Raw genomic sequence first — 16946 nt, 5'->3', positions numbered from 1 at the left:
GAGTATTACTTCAGCGACGGAGCGATGTTGACGCAGGCTTCGCAAAGACCAGCGACAGCGCCGACGGACTTCTGGAAGGCGGCTTCTTCTTCCTTGTTCAGTTCGATCTCGATGATGCGCTCGATACCGCCGGCACCGATGATGGTGGGCACGCCGACATACATGTCGTCAACACCATACTGGCCCGAGAGATGAGCAGCGGCGGGCAGAACGCGCTTCTTGTCCTTGAGGTAGGATTCAGCCATTTCGATTGCCGAAGCGGCCGGCGCATAATAGGCCGAGCCCGTTTTCAGCAGGCCGACGATTTCCGCACCGCCGTCGCGGGTGCGCTGGATGATCTGCTCAAGGCGTTCGGCGGTCAGCCAACCCATCTTGACGAGATCGGTCAGCGGAATGCCGCCAACGGTGGAATAACGTGCCAGCGGCACCATCGTATCGCCATGGCCGCCGAGCACGAACGCCGTGACGTCCTGAACCGAAACGTTGAATTCTTCAGCCAGGAACAGGCGGAAACGCGCGCTGTCGAGAACGCCGGCCATGCCGACGACCTTGTTCTTCGGCAGGCCGGAGAACTTCTGCAGCGCCCAGACCATGGCGTCGAGCGGGTTGGTGATGCAGATGACGAAAGCGTTCGGGGCATATTTCTTGATGCCGGCGCCGACCTGTTCCATGACCTTGAGGTTGATGCCGAGAAGATCGTCGCGGCTCATGCCCGGCTTGCGGGCAACGCCAGCGGTGACGATGCAGACGTCTGCGCCTTCGATGGCGGCGTAATCGGAAGCACCGGTGAGCTTCGCATTGAAACCTTCAACCGGGCCGGACTGGGCAATATCCAGACCCTTGCCCTGCGGAATGCCGTCGGCGATGTCGAAGAGGACGATATCGCCCAGTTCCTTCAGGCTGGCGAGATGTGCCAGCGTACCGCCGATCATGCCAGAACCAATAAGTGCAATTTTTTTGCGAGCCATCGAATGCTTCCTCTTGAGCTTCAATTCAATTTCACCGCGCCAAACCGGCAGCCAAATTGTCGCACTTCGATTAGCCCCATTGGCCAAAATTGGCAACAGATTCTTTTGTGATGAATATTTTCAATCGTTTAGATCATTATTTTCTTACGTAAACGTAAGAAAATGCGTCACGAAAGTGTCAAACTTTCTGCCGCTTTTCGTGATGCAGAGCGAGATAATCCGCACTGCGCATCTCAAACAGCCGCGAGGCCGTACGATCGAACTCGAAACCCTCCGTCCCCTTGCGCTTGCCTAGCAGGTCCTCCGGCATGGCTGCGGCGGAGGCAAAAAGCCGGACACTGTGGTCGTAAAGCGCATCGATGAGGATGATGAAACGTTTGGTCTCGTTCCGCTTGTCCGCATTGAGCAGCGGGATATGATCGATGAAGACCGTATCGAACCGATTGGCAATGGCGAGGAAGTCGGAAGCCCCGAGTGGCTTTTCACAAAGGTCGGAAAACGAGAAACGGGCGACCCGGCCGCTGGCACGCGGCACCAGAATGGAGCGGCCCTTCATTGGTATTTCCGTCGGCGCGACGAGATGGCCACCGGTCATGTGACGCCAGGCCATATCCATCGCCTGATCCGCCGAACCGTCGAGCGGCGTGACATAGACCGGCAGGCTTTCCAGCTTTTCCATCCGGTAATCGGTCGGGCTGTCCAACGTCACCACATCCACATACTTCTTCAGCAGATCGACGAAGGGCAGGAACAGGCCGCGATTAAGGCCGTCCTTGTAAAGATTGTCGGGCACGACGTTGGAGGTCGTCACCAATGTGCAGCCATTGGCGAAGAGCTCGCTGAACAGTCGGGCAAGGATCATCGCATCGGCAATATCCGTGACAGTAAACTCGTCAAAGCACAGAAGTTCCGCTTCCGCCAGCAGCTGGGCCGCGACGGGCGGAATGGGATCGGCCTGTTTGGTTTCGCCATTCTTCAGCTTCTGCCGATGCGCATGCACGCGATTATGCACGTCCGCCATGAACTCGTGAAAATGGCAGCGCCGCTTGGAAGAGACGGGCGCCATCTCATAGAACATATCCATAAGCATCGTCTTGCCACGGCCGACGCTGCCATAGACATACAGTCCCTTGACGGCGGCGGCAGGCCCGGCCTTGCGCGCAAACATCCAGCCGAGCGCGCTTTTTTTCTTGGCGGGTTTGCGTGCCTTCAGGTCGGCAAGGATACGGTCGAGGTGGGCTGCTACACCGAGTTGTGCCGCATCCGCCTGCAAGGTGCCAGCCGCCGTTAATGCGTTGAGCTGTTCAACGACACTATGATTGTAATCGGGCAATGGCTTCATGGAAAAGCGCTCCGGTCGCGGACAGCGACAGGCTTCCGCGACGAATGGAATGGCTCAGAACAGGCAAGGCGATCCGGATACACCGGAAATGCTCTATCGGCTGAGGCTGAGCGGCTGGCCGCTATTGGTCGTTCCGTCAAAGCGCGCATCGGCGCTCTTGTAGACGCGGCCGATCGTGTCACCTGCACGGTTCTTGAAGAGAACCATCTTGCCGGACACTTCCCAGGAACCCATAGCCGTCAGCTCGCCGGAGCAGCCACGTGTGCCGCCGCGCGAACCGCTGCCGAGATTGGTGAGCGTCAGGAACATGTCGCAATTTGCGCCACCATTGGAAATGCGCCAGTTGCCGACCATGGATTCCTTGGTGACGTCGAGCGCTGTCGTCGGCGGAGCGGCAGAAGCGACATCGGTGCCGCCAGGCGTTGCCGAGGCGGGCGCCGACGGGAACTGGCTGCCCGAAGCGCCGCCGGGCGGTGGCAGGGCGCCGGACTGAACGGAGGGAACCGGCTGCGCCTGCAGCGGCGGCGTATAACCGGGATTATTGCTGCCGTTGTTGTTGTAATCGTAGGAGGTACGTTGGCAACCGGCAAGGCTCATTACAACCGCAAGGCCCGTCACCACATATCTGAATTGCATATCAAGCTCCCGATTCTCTCGCTTCCGGAAAGACCATGATCGAACAAGAAGGCTGAATTATTACTAAAGCCTTACCTTGCGCAAGCGATGGCCGGGATAATTACCATTTCGGTCAATTTTTACCGAAAATTCCCGGGCCCGGTTGAAAAAAGAGCCGCGGTGGAGACCGCGGCCCGGATAAATCGCCGTCGCCAGCGAATCGCTTTTAGACGCGGCGTTCGACCATCATCTTCTTGATTTCCGCGATCGCCTTGGCCGGGTTAAGACCCTTCGGGCAGGCCTGCGCGCAGTTCATGATGGTGTGGCAGCGATAAAGGCGGAACGGGTCCTCGAGATTGTCGAGACGCTCACCGGTTGCCTCATCGCGGCTGTCGATCAGCCAGCGATAGGCCTGCAGCAGAACGGCGGGACCGAGATAACGGTCACCATTCCACCAGTAGCTGGGACAGGAGGTGGAGCAGCAGGCGCACAGAATGCACTCATAGAGACCATCCAGCTTCAGGCGGTCCTCATGGCTCTGTTTCCATTCCTTGGCGGGCGTCGGCGAAACCGTCTTCAGCCAGGGCTCGATGGAACGATGCTGGGCGTAGAAGTTCGACAGGTCAGGAACGAGGTCCTTCACCACAGGCATATGCGGCAGCGGATAAACCTTCACCGTGCCGTTGATCTCTTCCATGCCCTTGGTGCAGGCAAGCGTGTTGGTACCGTCGATATTCATGGCGCAGGAACCGCAAATGCCTTCACGGCAGGAGCGGCGCAGCGTCAGCGTCGGGTCGATATTGTTCTTGATGTAGAGAAGAGCATCGAGAACCATCGGTCCACAATCGTCGACATCGATATAATAGGTATCGATGCGCGGGTTCTGGCCGTCATCCGGGTTCCAGCGATAAATGCGGTATTCGCGCACATTCTTGGCACCGTCAGGCTTCGGCCAGACCTTGCCTTCGTTGATCTGGGAATTCTTGGGGAGAGCGAGTTCAACCATATCCAGTTCCTCAAATCAGTAGACGCGCGCCTTCGGCTCGATCTTTTTCGGATCGATGCCGTCGGCGATCAGGTCGGTGTGAACCGGGCGATAATCGAGCTTGACGTCGCCTTCGGGGCTGACCCAGGCAAGCGTGTGCTTGCGCCAGTTCACATCGTCGCGACCGGCGAATGGACCATCGACGAAATCCTCACGAGCATGCGAACCGCGGCTTTCCTTGCGCGCTTCCGCGCCATAGACCGTGGTGATCGCGTTCGCCATCAGATTGTGCAACTCAAGCGTTTCGACCAGATCGGAATTCCAGACCATCGAACGGTCGGTGACCTTGACGTCAGGCAGTTCCTTCCAGATGGCGGAAAGACGCTGGCATCCGCTTTCCAGCGATTCCTGCGTGCGGAACACCGCCGCATCGTCCTGCATGGCGCGCTGCATCTTGTCGCGCAGCACCGCCGTCGGCGTCGAGCCATTGGCGAAACGCAGGCTGTCGAAGCGTTCCATGATCTTGTCGCAGGCAGCAATGTCGAGCGCCGGAACCGCCGCGTCGCGGTCGATAACCTGTGCGGCGCGAATGGCGGCGGCACGGCCGAAGACCACGAGGTCGATCAGCGAGTTGGAGCCGAGGCGGTTCGCACCATGAACCGAGGCGCAACCGGCTTCGCCGACAGCCATCAGGCCGGGCGCGATACGTTCCGGGTTGTTGGCATCGGCATTCAACACTTCACCCCAATAATTGGTCGGAATGCCGCCCATATTGTAGTGAACGGTCGGCAGGACCGGGATCGGTTCGCGCGTAACATCGACACCGGCGAAAATCTTGGCGCTTTCGGAAATGCCCGGAAGACGTTCATGCAGGATCGCAGGATCGAGATGATCGAGATGCAGGAAGATGTGGTCCTTGTTCTTGCCGACGCCGCGGCCTTCACGGATTTCCATCGTCATGCAGCGCGACACCACGTCACGCGAGGCAAGGTCCTTCGCGGACGGCGCATAACGCTCCATGAAGCGTTCGCCTTCGGAGTTGACGAGATAACCGCCTTCGCCGCGTGCGCCTTCGGTGATCAGGCAGCCCGCGCCATAAATGCCGGTCGGGTGGAACTGCACGAATTCCATATCCTGAAGCGGCAGGCCGGCACGGGCGATCATGCCGCCGCCGTCGCCGGTGCAGGTATGGGCAGACGTTGCCGAGAAATAGGCGCGGCCGTAACCGCCGGTCGCCAGCACCACCATCTTGGCGGAGAAGCGATGGATCGTGCCGTCATCGAGGTTCCACGCCACGACGCCGGTGCAACGACCGTCTTCCGACATGATGAGGTCGAGCGCGAAATACTCGATGAAGAATTCCGCATTGTTGCGCAGCGACTGGCCATAAAGGGTGTGCAGAATGGCGTGGCCGGTGCGGTCTGCAGCGGCGCAGGTGCGCTGCACGGGCGGGCCTTCACCGTAATTCTGCATGTGACCGCCGAACGGGCGCTGGTAGATCTTGCCTTCGGCATTGCGCGAGAAGGGCACGCCGTAGTGCTCCAGCTCATAGACAGCCTTCGGCGCTTCCATGGCGAGATATTGCATCGCATCAACGTCGCCCAGCCAGTCGGAGCCCTTCACGGTGTCGTAAAGGTGCCACTGCCAACAGTCAGGCGTCATGTTGGTGAGTGATGCTGCAATGCCGCCCTGCGCCGCAACCGTATGCGAGCGCGTCGGGAAAACCTTGGTGATGCAGGCCGTGCGGAAACCCTGTTCCGCCATGCCGAGCGTTGCGCGCAGACCCGCGCCGCCGGCGCCCACCACGATCACGTCATAGGAGTGATCGACATAGGTGTAAGCTTTGCCATTCTGGGAAGGTGAACTGATCGATGCCATGGCGGAATTATCCTGCGAATGCGATTTTCAGAATGGCGAAGATGCAAAGACCGCCAATAAGAATCGCGAAAAACGTATTGAGCATCAGAAGAACGAGCTTCGAAACCTCGGCGTGAATATAGTCTTCAATGATGACCTGCATGCCGAGCTTCATGTGGATGAGGCCGGAAACCAGCACGAGAGCCATGATAACAGCAACAAGCGGGTTCGACAGCGCCGCGACGACTTCCGCATAGGGCGCGCCGGCATACTGGATGAGGAAGACCACGAAGAAGATCAGCAGCGGAACGTTGGCAACCGCCGTCAGTCGCTGGCGCCAGAAATGGTCGGTGCCTTCCTTGGCGGAGCCGAGGCCGCGAACCTTTCCGAGAGGGGTACGCATATCCATGATAAATCTCCTCAGCGCACGATCAGGGCGACGACCCAGATCAGCGCGGTCAGACAGATCGACACCACCCACGAGGCCTTTGCCAGCTTGGTGGTAAAATGCTTTTCGAAGCCGTATCCCAGATCCCACATGAAGTGACGAAGACCACCCACCAGGTGATGGACGAGAGCCCATGTATAACCGATCAGGATAAGCCTGCCGATGATCGTGCCCATCGCCCAGTTGACCCAGTCGTAATAGGCCGGGCCGGAAGCAAGCGCGATCAGCCACCAGGCAACCAGCAGCGTTCCGAAATAAAGTGCGCCGCCGGTGATGCGGTGCACGATGGATGAGACCATCGTCGGAATCAGCTTGTAAACTTGAAGATGCGGCGACAGAGGCCGGTTATTTGTCAGATTCGCCATCAGAACCTCGCGGCGTTTTCCCGTGCGCCCTTCAAACCGGACGCCCCCAAGCAACTACACATGACGAAAGAATGTGCATTGCACCAACCGCGACGTTTAATCACATGGGGGCGTCACGACAAGCATATTTCAAGACCGATTCGAATTTAATCGATTGGTTCACGAATTTTTTTTGGATTTTTTTGCCTCAAAATAAAAAATCGAGCGTTTCCAAGATTTACACCCTCGAAATATTTACCTTTACGTAATTCATAAATCGTGTAATTTACCTTTGATTAACCAAGAAAATCCGGAGAATGAGGCTCATGTTACAGCGCCGAATCGCCGCTCTGACCATGATGGTCGCAGGCGTCATTTTCACCGTAATGCCGCCCGCAAAGGCAGAGGATTTTCACGGCCGCCATGATTATCGGCATCAACAATCGCAGGCAAGTTTCTCTACCGACGGGTTGCCTTCCACTCTTCCCGGCGGCACCTATGTAGGGGCGATATCGGGGCTTCGCATACGCGGCAACGGCAATTATTTCGCGGTAGGCGGTCGGCTTGCGCGAAACGGCGCAGGCGTAACAACGGCCGCGCAGTTTGCGCCCAGGGCGAAGATAATAAATGTTCGTGCCGAAACCGCCAGCGATGCCTGCGCCTACGAGCACGGCGTCTGCATCATCCGGCCTTAAATCAAACAATCAGACAAAACGCCAAACGGTGGTCTTCTTGACTTCGCTGTCTTCCAGAGCCCGCGTCACCGGAACCTGATAGGTAGCCTCGGCGAAAAGCCGCTGTTTGGGCAGATAAGCCCGCCCCGGATCGCCGACAAGCACGCTCACGCCCTTCGCCGTCAATTCCAGAAACCATGGCAGGAGAAGGTCGGCGAAGGCGCGATCGTAAAACACATCTCCCGCCAGCAGAACATCCGCCTCTACCGGTTTGCCAACCAGATCAAGGCCAGTAAACCCTATATCCACGCCGTTGAGCGCCGCATTCAACCGAATGGCGGTTTGTGTCCACGGGTCGATATCGGCGGCGAGAACCCTGGCTGCGCCGGCCTTCGCCGCAGCAATAGCGACTAAACCGGAGCCACTGGCGAAATCCAGCACGCGCTTACCGGAAACGCTTTCAGGATGATCGAGAACATAACGGGCAAGCCCCTGCCCGCCGGCCCAGGCAAAGGCCCAGAAAGGCGGCGGCAGACCGATCTCTTCCAGCTCCTCCTCCGTCTTCAGCCACAGCTCATGAGCTTCGGTGGCAAGATAAAGGCGCAATTCCGGCACATGCGGTGGATGCATGATCGCAGCATTGTCGAGAATGAAGCGTTCGGGATCAGTCTTCACCGAAGGATCAGTCCGTTGACTTCGGCGGATTGGCAAGGCTGCCCATGCGGCAGACCTCGAGATATTCCTCTTCCGTCACGGGCTGCACGGAAAGCCGCATGGAGGTGACGAGCGACATCTTCTCCAACTTGGGGTTGGCCTTCACATCCTTCAGCGAAACCGGCTGCGGCATATCGCAAACGGCGCGGATGTCCACGCAGTCCCATTTCAGATCGCCTTCGGCGGTCGAGTCCGGATGCGACAATGCGCAGACTTCGACGATGCCGACGACATCCAGCCCCTCATTGGAGTGGTAGAAGAAACCCTTGTCGCCGATCTTCATGGCGCGCATGTTGTTGCGCGCCTGATAGTTGCGCACGCCAGTCCATTCTTCACCCGCCTCGCCCTTGGCCTTCTGCATCTCCCAGGACCATTTGAACGGCTCGGACTTGTAAAGCCAGTAATTCGCCATGCCCGCTCAAGCTCCCGGATTGTTGAAGACCCAGTTATAGGGCTTCACATCGACGCTTTCGAACAGGCCGGCCTTTGCATAGGGATCGGCATCAGCCAGCGCCTTCGCCGCATCTATATCAGCGGCTTCAACGATCACGAGGCTGCCATTCGGCTTGCCTTCGGCATCCAGAAACGGGCCGGCGATCTTCAGCGTGCCCTCGGCATTCAGCTTGTTCAGGTGCTCCAGATGGGCCGGGCGCGTTTCCATACGCACGTTCAGATGGCCGGGCTTGTCCTTGCAGATAAAGGCAAACAGCATTTCAGTCTCCTCGCTAGAGCATGTCTCCCAAAAGTGTCAGCGGTTTTGGGACCAGGACATGCGTAAAAACTATTCAAAGGCCCCACCCTCATTCGGTGGTAATGGGCCGTGTCATCAATTGTTGCATGGCGCTCGCCACATCCAGATTTCCGTCGATGATGGCAGCCACCGCTTCGGTAACCGGCATGTCGACGGCGTGACTTTCTCCAAGTCGGGCGGCGACGGCAGCCGCAAAAGCGCCCTCCACCAACCCGCCGGACATGTCCTTGCCTTCACCCCGGCCAAGCGCGATGCCGAAACGCAGGTTGCGCGACTGGTGGCTGGTGGCGGTCAGCACCAGATCACCAAGACCGGAAAGACCGCGTACAGTATCAGCCTTGCCGCCCATGGCGACGATGAGACGCGACATCTCGGCAAGCCCGCGCGAAATCAACGCCGCCCGGGCGGAATCGCCAAGACCCGCGCCTTCGACGATGCCGGCGGCGATGGCGAGAACATTCTTCAGCGCCCCGCCAAGCTGCACGCCGATGCGGTCAGTGGAGGCATAAAGCCGGAAGGTCCTGCCGGAAATCGTGGTCGCCAGCCGTTCGGCAACCGCTGCGTCTTCCGCCGCAATCGCCATGGCGGTCGGCAGCCCGCGCGCGATATCCGCCGCAAATCCCGGACCGGAAAGGACCGCAATCGGGTGATGCGGCAGTTCCGCTTCCAGAAGCTCCGTCAGCAGGCGACCGGAGTTGCGGTCGATGCCTTTGGCGCACGTGACGATGATAGAGTCATTAGCCAGATAAGGACCGTAATGACGCGCCGCATCCGCATGGGCCTGCGAGGGCATGGCGAAGAGCACGATACTGGCGCCAGCCAGCACATCCGGCTCGGCCGAAAATTCAAGCGCATCCGGCAGCTCGACACCCGGCAGAGCCGCATCGTGAACACGATCAACCTTCAGATCGGCCATCAGGGACGCATCACGGCCGAGCAGGGTGACGTCATGCCGGTTTTCCAGCGCAATGACGACGGCAAGCGCGGTTCCGAAGGCGCCAGCACCGATGACGACGATTTTTTCCCGCTGCATCAGGCCTTGGCTCCCCTTTTGCCGAAACCTATCAAAGTCTCCGCATTGCCATCAAGTGGCCAGCGGGAGCGCGGCGGTATCTCCAGCGGATCTGCCTGCCTGCCATCCGCCATGCGCTCCAGTCCCGCCCAGGCGATCATCGCGGCATTATCGGTGCAAAGCCGGTGTGGCGGCGCAACGAAACGGAAGCCATGCGTATCGCAAAGCGCCTGCAGCGTCTGGCGGATTTCCTGATTGGCCGCAACGCCGCCGGCCACGACCAGCGCCGGTTTGCTTTCCAGATGCGGAAATTCCTGGCTGAAACGGGCAAGGCCGCGGCCGATGCGATCCTTGAGGGTGCGCGACACCGCTTTTTGGAAGGACGCGCAGATATCGGCAATATCCTGCTCCGAAAGCGGCGCGATGGCTGTTGCGGCCTGCCGCACCGCCGTCTTCAAGCCGGAGAAGGAAAAATCCAAACGGGTTTCGCCGACCATCGGACGCGGCAGCGGAAACCGGTTCGGGTCACCCTTCACTGCCGCCTTCTCGACCGCTGGGCCACCGGGATAGGGCAGGCCTAAAAGTTTCGCCGTCTTGTCAAAGGCCTCACCCAAAGCGTCATCGATAGTGGTGCCCCAGCGCTCATAATCCCCCACGCCACGCACCAGCACGAGTTGTGTGTGGCCGCCGGACACCAGCAGCATCAGATAAGGGAAGGAAAGACCGTCCGTCAGCCGCGCCGTCAGCGCATGGCCCTCCAGATGGTTGATGGCGTAAAGCGGCTTGTCTGCCGCCATGGCAATCGCCTTGCCCGTCATCAGCCCCACCAGCAAGCCGCCGATAAGGCCGGGACCGGATGTGGCGGCAATGGCGTCGATATCGGCAAGTGTCACGCCCGCCTGCTCCAGCGCCTCTTCCACCAGCGTGTCCAGCGCCTCGACATGGGCGCGCGCAGCAATTTCCGGCACCACTCCGCCATAGGCGCTGTGTTCCTCAAGCTGCGACAAAACGACGTCGGAGACGATCTCGCCACGGCCGTCCGCATGCCGAACCACAATGGATGCAGCGGTTTCGTCACAACTGGTCTCTATGCCGAGGATACGAAGAAAGGGGGTCATCAAATCTGTTCGTTCATTGCGATCATGCGCTGAGTTGGTCTAAGACAACTCCGGTAACAATGGATAGACGCGGATGCAAACAAAACCTTTCCGAATCGGCACGCGCGGCAGCCCGCTGGCGCTCGCGCAGGCTTACGAGACGCGCAACCGGCTGATGTCGGCGCATGGCCTGCCGGAAGACATGTTCGAAATCGTCGTGCTGTCCACCAAGGGTGATCGGATAACCGACCGCGCTCTGTCGGAAATCGGCGGAAAGGGCCTGTTCACGGAAGAACTGGAGAGCCAGCTTCTGTCAGGCGAACTTGATATTGCCGTGCATTCGTCCAAGGACATGCCGACCGTTTTGCCCGAAGGCCTCTATCTTTCCGCCTTCCTGCCACGCGAAGACATGCGCGACGCCTTCATCGGCCGCACCGCGCCGAAGCTTCTGGAGCTGCCGCAGGGCGCCGTTGTCGGCTCCGCCTCCCTGCGCCGTCAGGCGCTGATCCGCCGCCTGCGGCCGGATCTGAGCGTCATCATCTTTCGCGGCCTGGTCGATACCCGCCTGCGCAAGCTGGAAGAAGGCCAGGCGGATGCAACGCTTCTTGCCTTTGCCGGCCTGAAAAGGCTCGGCAAGGAGAATGTCCCGACGGAAATTCTCGATCCGAAGGAATTCCCCCCTGCTCCGGCGCAAGGCGCGATCTGTGTGGAAAGCCGCATCGGCGATACGCGCATGGACGAGCTGCTTGCCCCCATAAATGACAGGCCGACCTTTGACGCCGTGACCTGTGAGCGCGCCTTTCTGGCCGCGCTTGACGGCTCCTGTCGCACGCCGATCGCCGGTTATGCGACCTGCGAAGGCGAAGATCTGCATTTTTCCGGGCTCATCCTTACCCCCGATGGCCAGACAAACCACGGCATTGAAATCTCCGGCAACCGCAGGGACGCGGCAAAACTCGGCCGACAGGCCGGCGAAGACGTGCGCGCCAAGGCGGGCAGCAATTTCTTCGAAGGCTGGAGCTGAGCCGATGCGGATCGTCGTCACCCGGCCGCAGCGTTCGGGCGAAAGGACGGCCGCAAAGCTTGAAGCGCTCGGCCATCGGCCGGTGCTTCTTCCACTGTTTCATCCCATCCATCATGGCGAACGCGCCATCTCAGCGCTGTCCGCCCCCCTGGCGGCCATCGCGGTAACCAGCGCAGAGGCATTGCGGGCGCTGGATACATTCGAAGAGCAGCTGGCACCGCATCTGTCGAAACCACTTTTTGCCGTCGGTGGAGCAACAGCGCAAGCGGCGAAAAATACCGGCTTCGGGCAGATACTCACCGCCTCCGGAGATGCCTTGGGTCTGACGGCGCTGGTGACGGAGCACCGCGCTCTTCTTTCCGAAGGGCAACCCCTGATCTATCTCGCCGGCAGGCCACGTGGCTCCGTCTTCGAGGAAGGCCTTGCCGCAGCGGGCATTCCCTTCAGAACGGTCGACTGTTACGAGATGCTGCCCTCGAACATCCCCGAAACCATGCTTGAAACGGCCCTTCTCGACACCGCTGCCGATGTAGTCCTGCTCTATTCGTCCGAAGCGGCACGGGCCTTTTTTAGCCATGCGTCGGCGGAAAAATATGCGGCAGCGCTGGCGGCGGTCCAGTTCATCTGCATCAGCCGCAATGTGCTTTCTCTGGTTCCGGAAATTTTCCGCTCAAAGGCCATCGCCGCCGAAGAGCCGAGCGAGGCGGCGATGTTCGAACTTCTGTGCCAGTACTCTGGAACCTAATTGGCGTTCGCCCCTTTCCTTTGCCGCCGTCACTGACTAGGTTTAGAGTACTGCAGGCAGAAATGAGGTTGTCATGGTATCGGGAAAGCCGCCACGCCACTCCAAGTCCAAAGCCGAACCGGTCACAATCGACCTGGACGCAAAAGACGTGAAAGCAATTTCCGCCGATGGGGACGCTGCCAGGATGGACAAAAAGCCCGATGACAAAACGCCGTCGTCGCCTGTAGAACCGGGCACTCCGGCAACAAAGCCTGAGGCAGCCGCAACGGGCAATCCCGCCCCCATCTGGGACCAGCCCGGGAAAACCCCTATCGAGCCCGAGCCCAATGTTGGCAAAGCGGACCCCGCAGCCGCCGAACCGAAGGCCGAGACCCCCGGGGACAAGCAGAAAGAGCCGGTATCACAGGCCACTGTTCCGCCCAAAGCCGAGGCAAAACCGACCACGGATACAGCCGGAACGAGTGCCGCCGCAACCGCTGCTGCGGCTTCGAAACCGGCCTTCGGCTCCACCGCCTCCTCCAGCACATCCGGCAACGCCTCCGCTGCCAAACCCTCGACCACGACCTCGTCTTCGGGACCGGCCAAACCGTCCACCCCGCAGCAGGCGGACCGCAAACAGGCGGCGACCTCCGGCCTTATCGCGGCGGGTATCGTCGGCGGCCTCATAGCACTCGCCGCCGCCGGCAGCATGCAATATGCAGGTATACTGCCCTCCTCCAATTCCGGAAGAGCCGGAAGCGATGAGATCGCTGCACTGAAAACCGATATCACCGGCCTGCGGCAGCAACTCGCCAATGCCCCGGCAGCGGACACGTCGGCACTGGAGCAGCGCATCGCGACGCTCGAAGGCGCAAAGGGTGAGGCCCCGCAGGTGGATGGGCTTTCGGAAAAAGTCACCGCGCTGGAAGCCGCCCTGCAATCGGAACGATCCGCACAGGCCTCGGCAACGGCGGAACTGACGCGCCGCCTTACCGATGCGGAAACCAAGATCAACGAACCACGCGACGATATCGAAGTCGCCCGCGCCATCGCCTCGGCCGCGTTGAAGGCCGCGATCGATCGTGGCGGGCCGTTCCTGACGGAACTCGACACGCTCTCCAAGGTCACGCCTGACGATCCAGCCATCACATCGCTGCAATCCTTTGCCGCAACCGGCGTGCCGTCGCGGTCGGAGCTGATGCAGAAATTCCCTGATGTCGCCAATGCGATGCTGTCGGCCATCAACCAGCCCGACCCCAATCAGGGCATCATGGAGCGCCTGACAGAAAGCGCCTTTTCGCTGGTGAAGGTCCGCCCGGTCGGAAATATCGAGGGTGAGACACCCGACGCCATGATCGCACGCATGGAAAACAAGCTGCGCAACGGTGATCTGCAGGGCGCAGCACTTGAATGGAACGGGCTTCCAGAGGCGGCCAAAACGGCATCCGCCGATTACAAGAAATCTCTGGATGCGCGCATCGAGGTCGAAAATCTGGTCGGCGGCACATTGAACCGCGCCATCACCAGCACCGGCAGGCAGGGGTAAGGGCATGACCAGAATTCTGACTTTCGCCCTTATCGTTCTGGCGCTTGGTTTCGGTTTTTCCTGGCTTGCGGACCGGCCGGGCGTGCTTTCCATCGTCTGGCAGGGCCAGTTGATCGAAATGAGCCTGATGGTCGCCGCCTCGATCATCGCGGCGCTGGTTGCAGCCGTCATGCTGGTCTGGTGGATCGTCAACGCCGTCTGGACCTCGCCCAATGCCGCCCGCCGCTATTTTCGTGCCCGCAAGCGCGACCGCGGTTACCAGGCGCTCTCCACCGGCCTCATCGCCGCAGGCGCCGGCAACGCCATCCTCGCCCGCAAGATGACGGCCCGCACGCAAGGATTGCTCAACGCCGATCAGGAGCCGCTGATCCACCTGCTCGATGCGCAGGCCGATCTCATCGAAGGCAAATATGACGAAGCGCGCCGCAAGTTCGAAGCCATGGCTCGCGATCCCGAAACCCGAGAGCTTGGCCTTCGCGGCCTTTATATCGAGGCCCGCCGTCAGGGTGCTTATGAAGCCGCCCAGCAATATGCCGAGGATGCAGCGGAAAAAGCCCCCTACCTGCCCTGGGCAGCCCAGGCGACGCTGGAAAATCGTTGTCGTAACGGACAATGGGATGACGCGATCCGCCTGCTCGACCAGCAGAAGGCAGCCAGCGTCATCGAACGAGGCGAGGCGGAACGGCTGAAAGCGGTGCTTCTCACCGCCAAGGCCGGCGAAAAGCTGGAAAGCGATCCGGTCGGCGCGCGCGAGGACGCCAAACACGCCCTCAAGCTCGCAAAGAGCCTCGTTCCGGCAGCGCTGATCGCAGCAAAATCCTATCTGCGCGAGGACAATCTGCGCAAGGCCGCCACGGTTCTGGAGCCGGTGTGGAAAACCGATCCGCACCCGCAGATCGCCGAGCTTTATGTCCGCGCCCGCAGCGGCGATACCGCCATCGACCGGCTGAAACGCGCCGAGCGGCTGGAAAGCCTGAAGCCCAACAATATCGAATCCCTGTTCGCCGTGGCGCAGGCGGCGCTCGATGCCAAGGAATTTGCCAAGGCGCGGGCCAAGGCCGAAGCCGCAGCCCGGATCGAGCCGCGTGAAAGCATCTTCCTGCTGATGGCCGATATCGAAGAGGCTGAAACGGGTGATCAGGGCCGGGTGCGTTACTGGATGGCGCAGGCGCTGCGCGCGCCGCGTGACCCCGCATGGGTGGCGGATGGCGTCGTTTCGGAAAAATGGCTGCCGGTTTCGCCAGTGACGGGCCGTCTCGATGCCTTTGAATGGAAAGCACCTTTTGGCCAGCTCGAAGGTCCAGTCGAAGACCTGACAATCGAAAATGCGATGGCCGCAGCACCCGCAAGGGCGGAACCGGTTGCGAAAACAATCGTCGTCGAAGCTGCTCCCGAGCCTCGCGCCGAGCCGAAACCCGTTCCCGCCGAACCGATAGAGGTCGCGCCTACCGTATCGGCTCCGAAGGAAAAAAAGCCCGCCACTATCGAAGCGCCCGTTGAAACCAAAGCAGCGGACGAGAAGGCGGAAGCGGTACCCTTCTTCGGCGGCGCGCCGGATGATCCCGGCGTCAAGAAACCCGGCGCAGAAGCCGAACCCAAGACCCGGCTCAAACTCTTCTGACGAACAGGATATCGATGCTCAACCGGATTCAGTCGTTTATTCAAAACCTCGTCGGCCCGCATGCGGATGATTTCAGCCCGGATGATTTAAGGGTGGCAGTCGCCGCCCTCTGTTTTCAGGTAATGGAAGCGGATGGCACCGTCTCGAAAAGCGAGCGTGACCGCCTGCGCGAAATCCTTCAGGATTATTACCATCTCGATTCCGGCAAGCTTGATGCGCTTCTCGCCGCCGGTCAGGAGGCGGGCAAGGAAGCGGTCGATTATTACCGCTTCACCACCGATATCCGCCGCCATCTCGATGAAGATCAGCGGGTGGAGCTTATTGGCATATTATGGGATATTGTTTACGCTGACGGCGAACGAAGCGAAATGGAAGACCATGTGATCTGGCGAGTTGCCGATCTGCTTGGTGTTTCAGTGCGCGACAGGGTTCTGCAACGTCAGCAGGCCGCCACGAGGTCCGGGCCCGCTGAAGAAAGCGAAAACGAAGACGATGCTGTTTGACCCTTCCAGGCAACAGGGAAAACAACCTTCGCTGCTCATCGTCCTGCATCAGGAACGTTCCACGCCCGGCCGCGTCGGCCAGATGCTGGTGGAAAAAGGGTATCGGCTGGATATAAGGCGACCCGCGCTCGGCGACGACCTGCCGCAGACACTCGAGAAACACGCGGGCGCCATCATCTTCGGCGGCCCAATGAGCGCCAATGACCCGCATGATTATGTCAAAACCGAAATCGACTGGCTGAAGGTTCCGCTGAAGGAGAACAAGCCCTTTCTTGGCATCTGTCTTGGCGCGCAGATGTTGTCCAAACATCTGGGCGGCAAGGTTGAGGCCGACCGGGACGGCAAGGTGGAAATCGGCTGGTATCCGCTTCACGCTACCGAACACGGACGGCTTTTGATGCCGCATTGGCCGAAGATGGTTTATCATTTCCACAAGGAAGGGTTCGAGCTGCCGCGCGGAGCCGAGCTTCTAGCATCGGGCGAAACCTATCCCAACCAGGCTTATCGGTATGGTAAAAATGCCTGGGGGCTACAGTTTCACGCCGAACTCACCCGCGCCATGATGCACAGCTGGGTGGTGCGCGGCGCGCAGCGCTTTGGCATGCCGAATGCGCAGGTCGGCAGCCAGCACCTTGAGGGCCGCATGTTGTTCGACACGCCGCTCCGCTCTTGGCTCAGCAATTTCCTCGATCTGGTTTTTGAGGGCAAGGCCCAGCGCTGA

General features: G+C 60.0%; 19 protein-coding genes. 7 read left to right on the top strand and 12 right to left on the bottom strand.

From position 1 onward, the window contains the following. Nucleotides 1-5: 5 nt before the first annotated feature. From mdh to sdhC, 7 genes are all read right to left on the bottom strand, one after another. The gene (gene mdh, locus AKG12_RS10680) at nucleotides 6-968 is read right to left on the bottom strand and encodes a malate dehydrogenase (protein ID WP_003504984.1); all 963 of its coding nucleotides are present in this window, start codon (nucleotides 966-968) and stop codon (nucleotides 6-8) included. 178 nt (nucleotides 969-1146) lie between these two features. After that, a complete protein-coding gene (gene zapE / locus AKG12_RS10675; protein ID WP_052818756.1) occupies nucleotides 1147-2310 on the bottom strand; it encodes a cell division protein ZapE in 1164 nt (387 codons plus the stop codon). A 93-nt stretch (nucleotides 2311-2403) separates the two neighbouring features. Further along, nucleotides 2404-2946, bottom strand: a complete 543-nt coding sequence (locus tag AKG12_RS10670; protein WP_052818755.1) for a protease inhibitor Inh/omp19 family protein — start codon at nucleotides 2944-2946, stop codon at nucleotides 2404-2406. A 205-nt stretch (nucleotides 2947-3151) separates the two neighbouring features. After that, complete coding sequence (locus tag AKG12_RS10665; RefSeq protein ID WP_052818754.1) at nucleotides 3152-3931, bottom strand: succinate dehydrogenase iron-sulfur subunit; 780 nt, start codon at nucleotides 3929-3931, stop codon at nucleotides 3152-3154. 15 nt (nucleotides 3932-3946) lie between these two features. Next, entirely contained in the window at nucleotides 3947-5788 is a 1842-nt protein-coding gene (sdhA, locus tag AKG12_RS10660) for a succinate dehydrogenase flavoprotein subunit (protein ID WP_052818753.1), read from the bottom strand. 7 nt (nucleotides 5789-5795) lie between these two features. After that, nucleotides 5796-6176, bottom strand: coding sequence for a succinate dehydrogenase, hydrophobic membrane anchor protein (gene sdhD / locus AKG12_RS10655; protein ID WP_052818752.1), 381 nt, complete (start codon nucleotides 6174-6176; stop codon nucleotides 5796-5798). 11 nt (nucleotides 6177-6187) lie between these two features. Continuing rightward, a complete protein-coding gene (gene sdhC, locus AKG12_RS10650) occupies nucleotides 6188-6580 on the bottom strand; it encodes a succinate dehydrogenase, cytochrome b556 subunit (protein WP_046799544.1) in 393 nt (130 codons plus the stop codon). A gap of 305 nt (nucleotides 6581-6885) precedes the next feature. On the opposite strand from sdhC, the gene AKG12_RS10645 reads away from it, so the two are divergent. Next, complete coding sequence (locus AKG12_RS10645) at nucleotides 6886-7254, top strand: hypothetical protein (RefSeq protein WP_052818751.1); 369 nt, start codon at nucleotides 6886-6888, stop codon at nucleotides 7252-7254. A gap of 9 nt (nucleotides 7255-7263) precedes the next feature. Here the strand turns inward: AKG12_RS10645 and AKG12_RS10640 are convergent, their stop codons facing one another. The 5 genes from AKG12_RS10640 to tsaD form a co-directional block, all read right to left on the bottom strand. Further along, on the bottom strand, nucleotides 7264-7908 hold the full coding sequence (locus AKG12_RS10640) for a class I SAM-dependent methyltransferase (protein ID WP_052818750.1): 645 nt from the start codon (nucleotides 7906-7908) through the stop codon (nucleotides 7264-7266). A gap of 7 nt (nucleotides 7909-7915) precedes the next feature. Continuing rightward, the gene (locus AKG12_RS10635) at nucleotides 7916-8359 is read right to left on the bottom strand and encodes an EVE domain-containing protein (RefSeq protein WP_052818749.1); all 444 of its coding nucleotides are present in this window, start codon (nucleotides 8357-8359) and stop codon (nucleotides 7916-7918) included. A gap of 6 nt (nucleotides 8360-8365) precedes the next feature. After that, nucleotides 8366-8659, bottom strand: a complete 294-nt coding sequence (locus tag AKG12_RS10630) for a YciI-like protein (protein ID WP_052818748.1) — start codon at nucleotides 8657-8659, stop codon at nucleotides 8366-8368. Nucleotides 8660-8747: 88 nt separating this feature from the next. Then, the gene (locus AKG12_RS10625) at nucleotides 8748-9731 is read right to left on the bottom strand and encodes an NAD(P)H-dependent glycerol-3-phosphate dehydrogenase (RefSeq protein WP_046799549.1); all 984 of its coding nucleotides are present in this window, start codon (nucleotides 9729-9731) and stop codon (nucleotides 8748-8750) included. Beyond that, a complete protein-coding gene (tsaD, locus tag AKG12_RS10620; RefSeq protein WP_052818747.1) occupies nucleotides 9731-10828 on the bottom strand; it encodes a tRNA (adenosine(37)-N6)-threonylcarbamoyltransferase complex transferase subunit TsaD in 1098 nt (365 codons plus the stop codon). Before tsaD ends, AKG12_RS10625 begins: the two co-directional genes overlap by 1 nt. A 73-nt stretch (nucleotides 10829-10901) precedes the next feature. Here tsaD and hemC point away from each other — a divergent pair, with 73 nt between their 5' ends. The 6 genes from hemC to AKG12_RS10590 all read left to right on the top strand — a co-directional run bounded on the left by hemC (nucleotide 10902) and on the right by AKG12_RS10590 (nucleotide 16946). After that, a complete protein-coding gene (gene hemC, locus AKG12_RS10615) occupies nucleotides 10902-11831 on the top strand; it encodes a hydroxymethylbilane synthase (protein ID WP_052818746.1) in 930 nt (309 codons plus the stop codon). A 4-nt stretch (nucleotides 11832-11835) separates the two neighbouring features. Beyond that, entirely contained in the window at nucleotides 11836-12576 is a 741-nt protein-coding gene (locus AKG12_RS10610; protein WP_052818745.1) for a uroporphyrinogen-III synthase, read from the top strand. 73 nt (nucleotides 12577-12649) lie between these two features. Then, nucleotides 12650-14101 (top strand): COG4223 family protein, encoded by a 1452-nt coding sequence (locus AKG12_RS10605; protein WP_052818744.1) that lies wholly within the window; start codon nucleotides 12650-12652, stop codon nucleotides 14099-14101. Nucleotides 14102-14105: 4 nt separating this feature from the next. Then, nucleotides 14106-15722 carry a heme biosynthesis protein HemY gene (locus AKG12_RS10600; RefSeq protein WP_052818743.1) on the top strand — a complete coding sequence of 539 codons (1617 nt, stop codon included), beginning with the start codon at nucleotides 14106-14108 and terminating at the stop codon, nucleotides 15720-15722. A gap of 14 nt (nucleotides 15723-15736) precedes the next feature. Beyond that, on the top strand, nucleotides 15737-16225 hold the full coding sequence (locus AKG12_RS10595) for a tellurite resistance TerB family protein (protein WP_052818742.1): 489 nt from the start codon (nucleotides 15737-15739) through the stop codon (nucleotides 16223-16225). Continuing rightward, nucleotides 16215-16946 (top strand): glutamine amidotransferase, encoded by a 732-nt coding sequence (locus tag AKG12_RS10590; protein ID WP_052818741.1) that lies wholly within the window; start codon nucleotides 16215-16217, stop codon nucleotides 16944-16946. Before AKG12_RS10595 ends, AKG12_RS10590 begins: the two co-directional genes overlap by 11 nt.

This window comes from Agrobacterium sp. SUL3, from assembly GCF_001263295.1.
Lineage (GTDB): Bacteria > Pseudomonadota > Alphaproteobacteria > Rhizobiales > Rhizobiaceae > Agrobacterium > Agrobacterium tomkonis.
The sequence above is the reverse complement of the archived record's forward strand: the minus strand, read 5'-3'. Positions and strand labels throughout refer to the sequence as shown.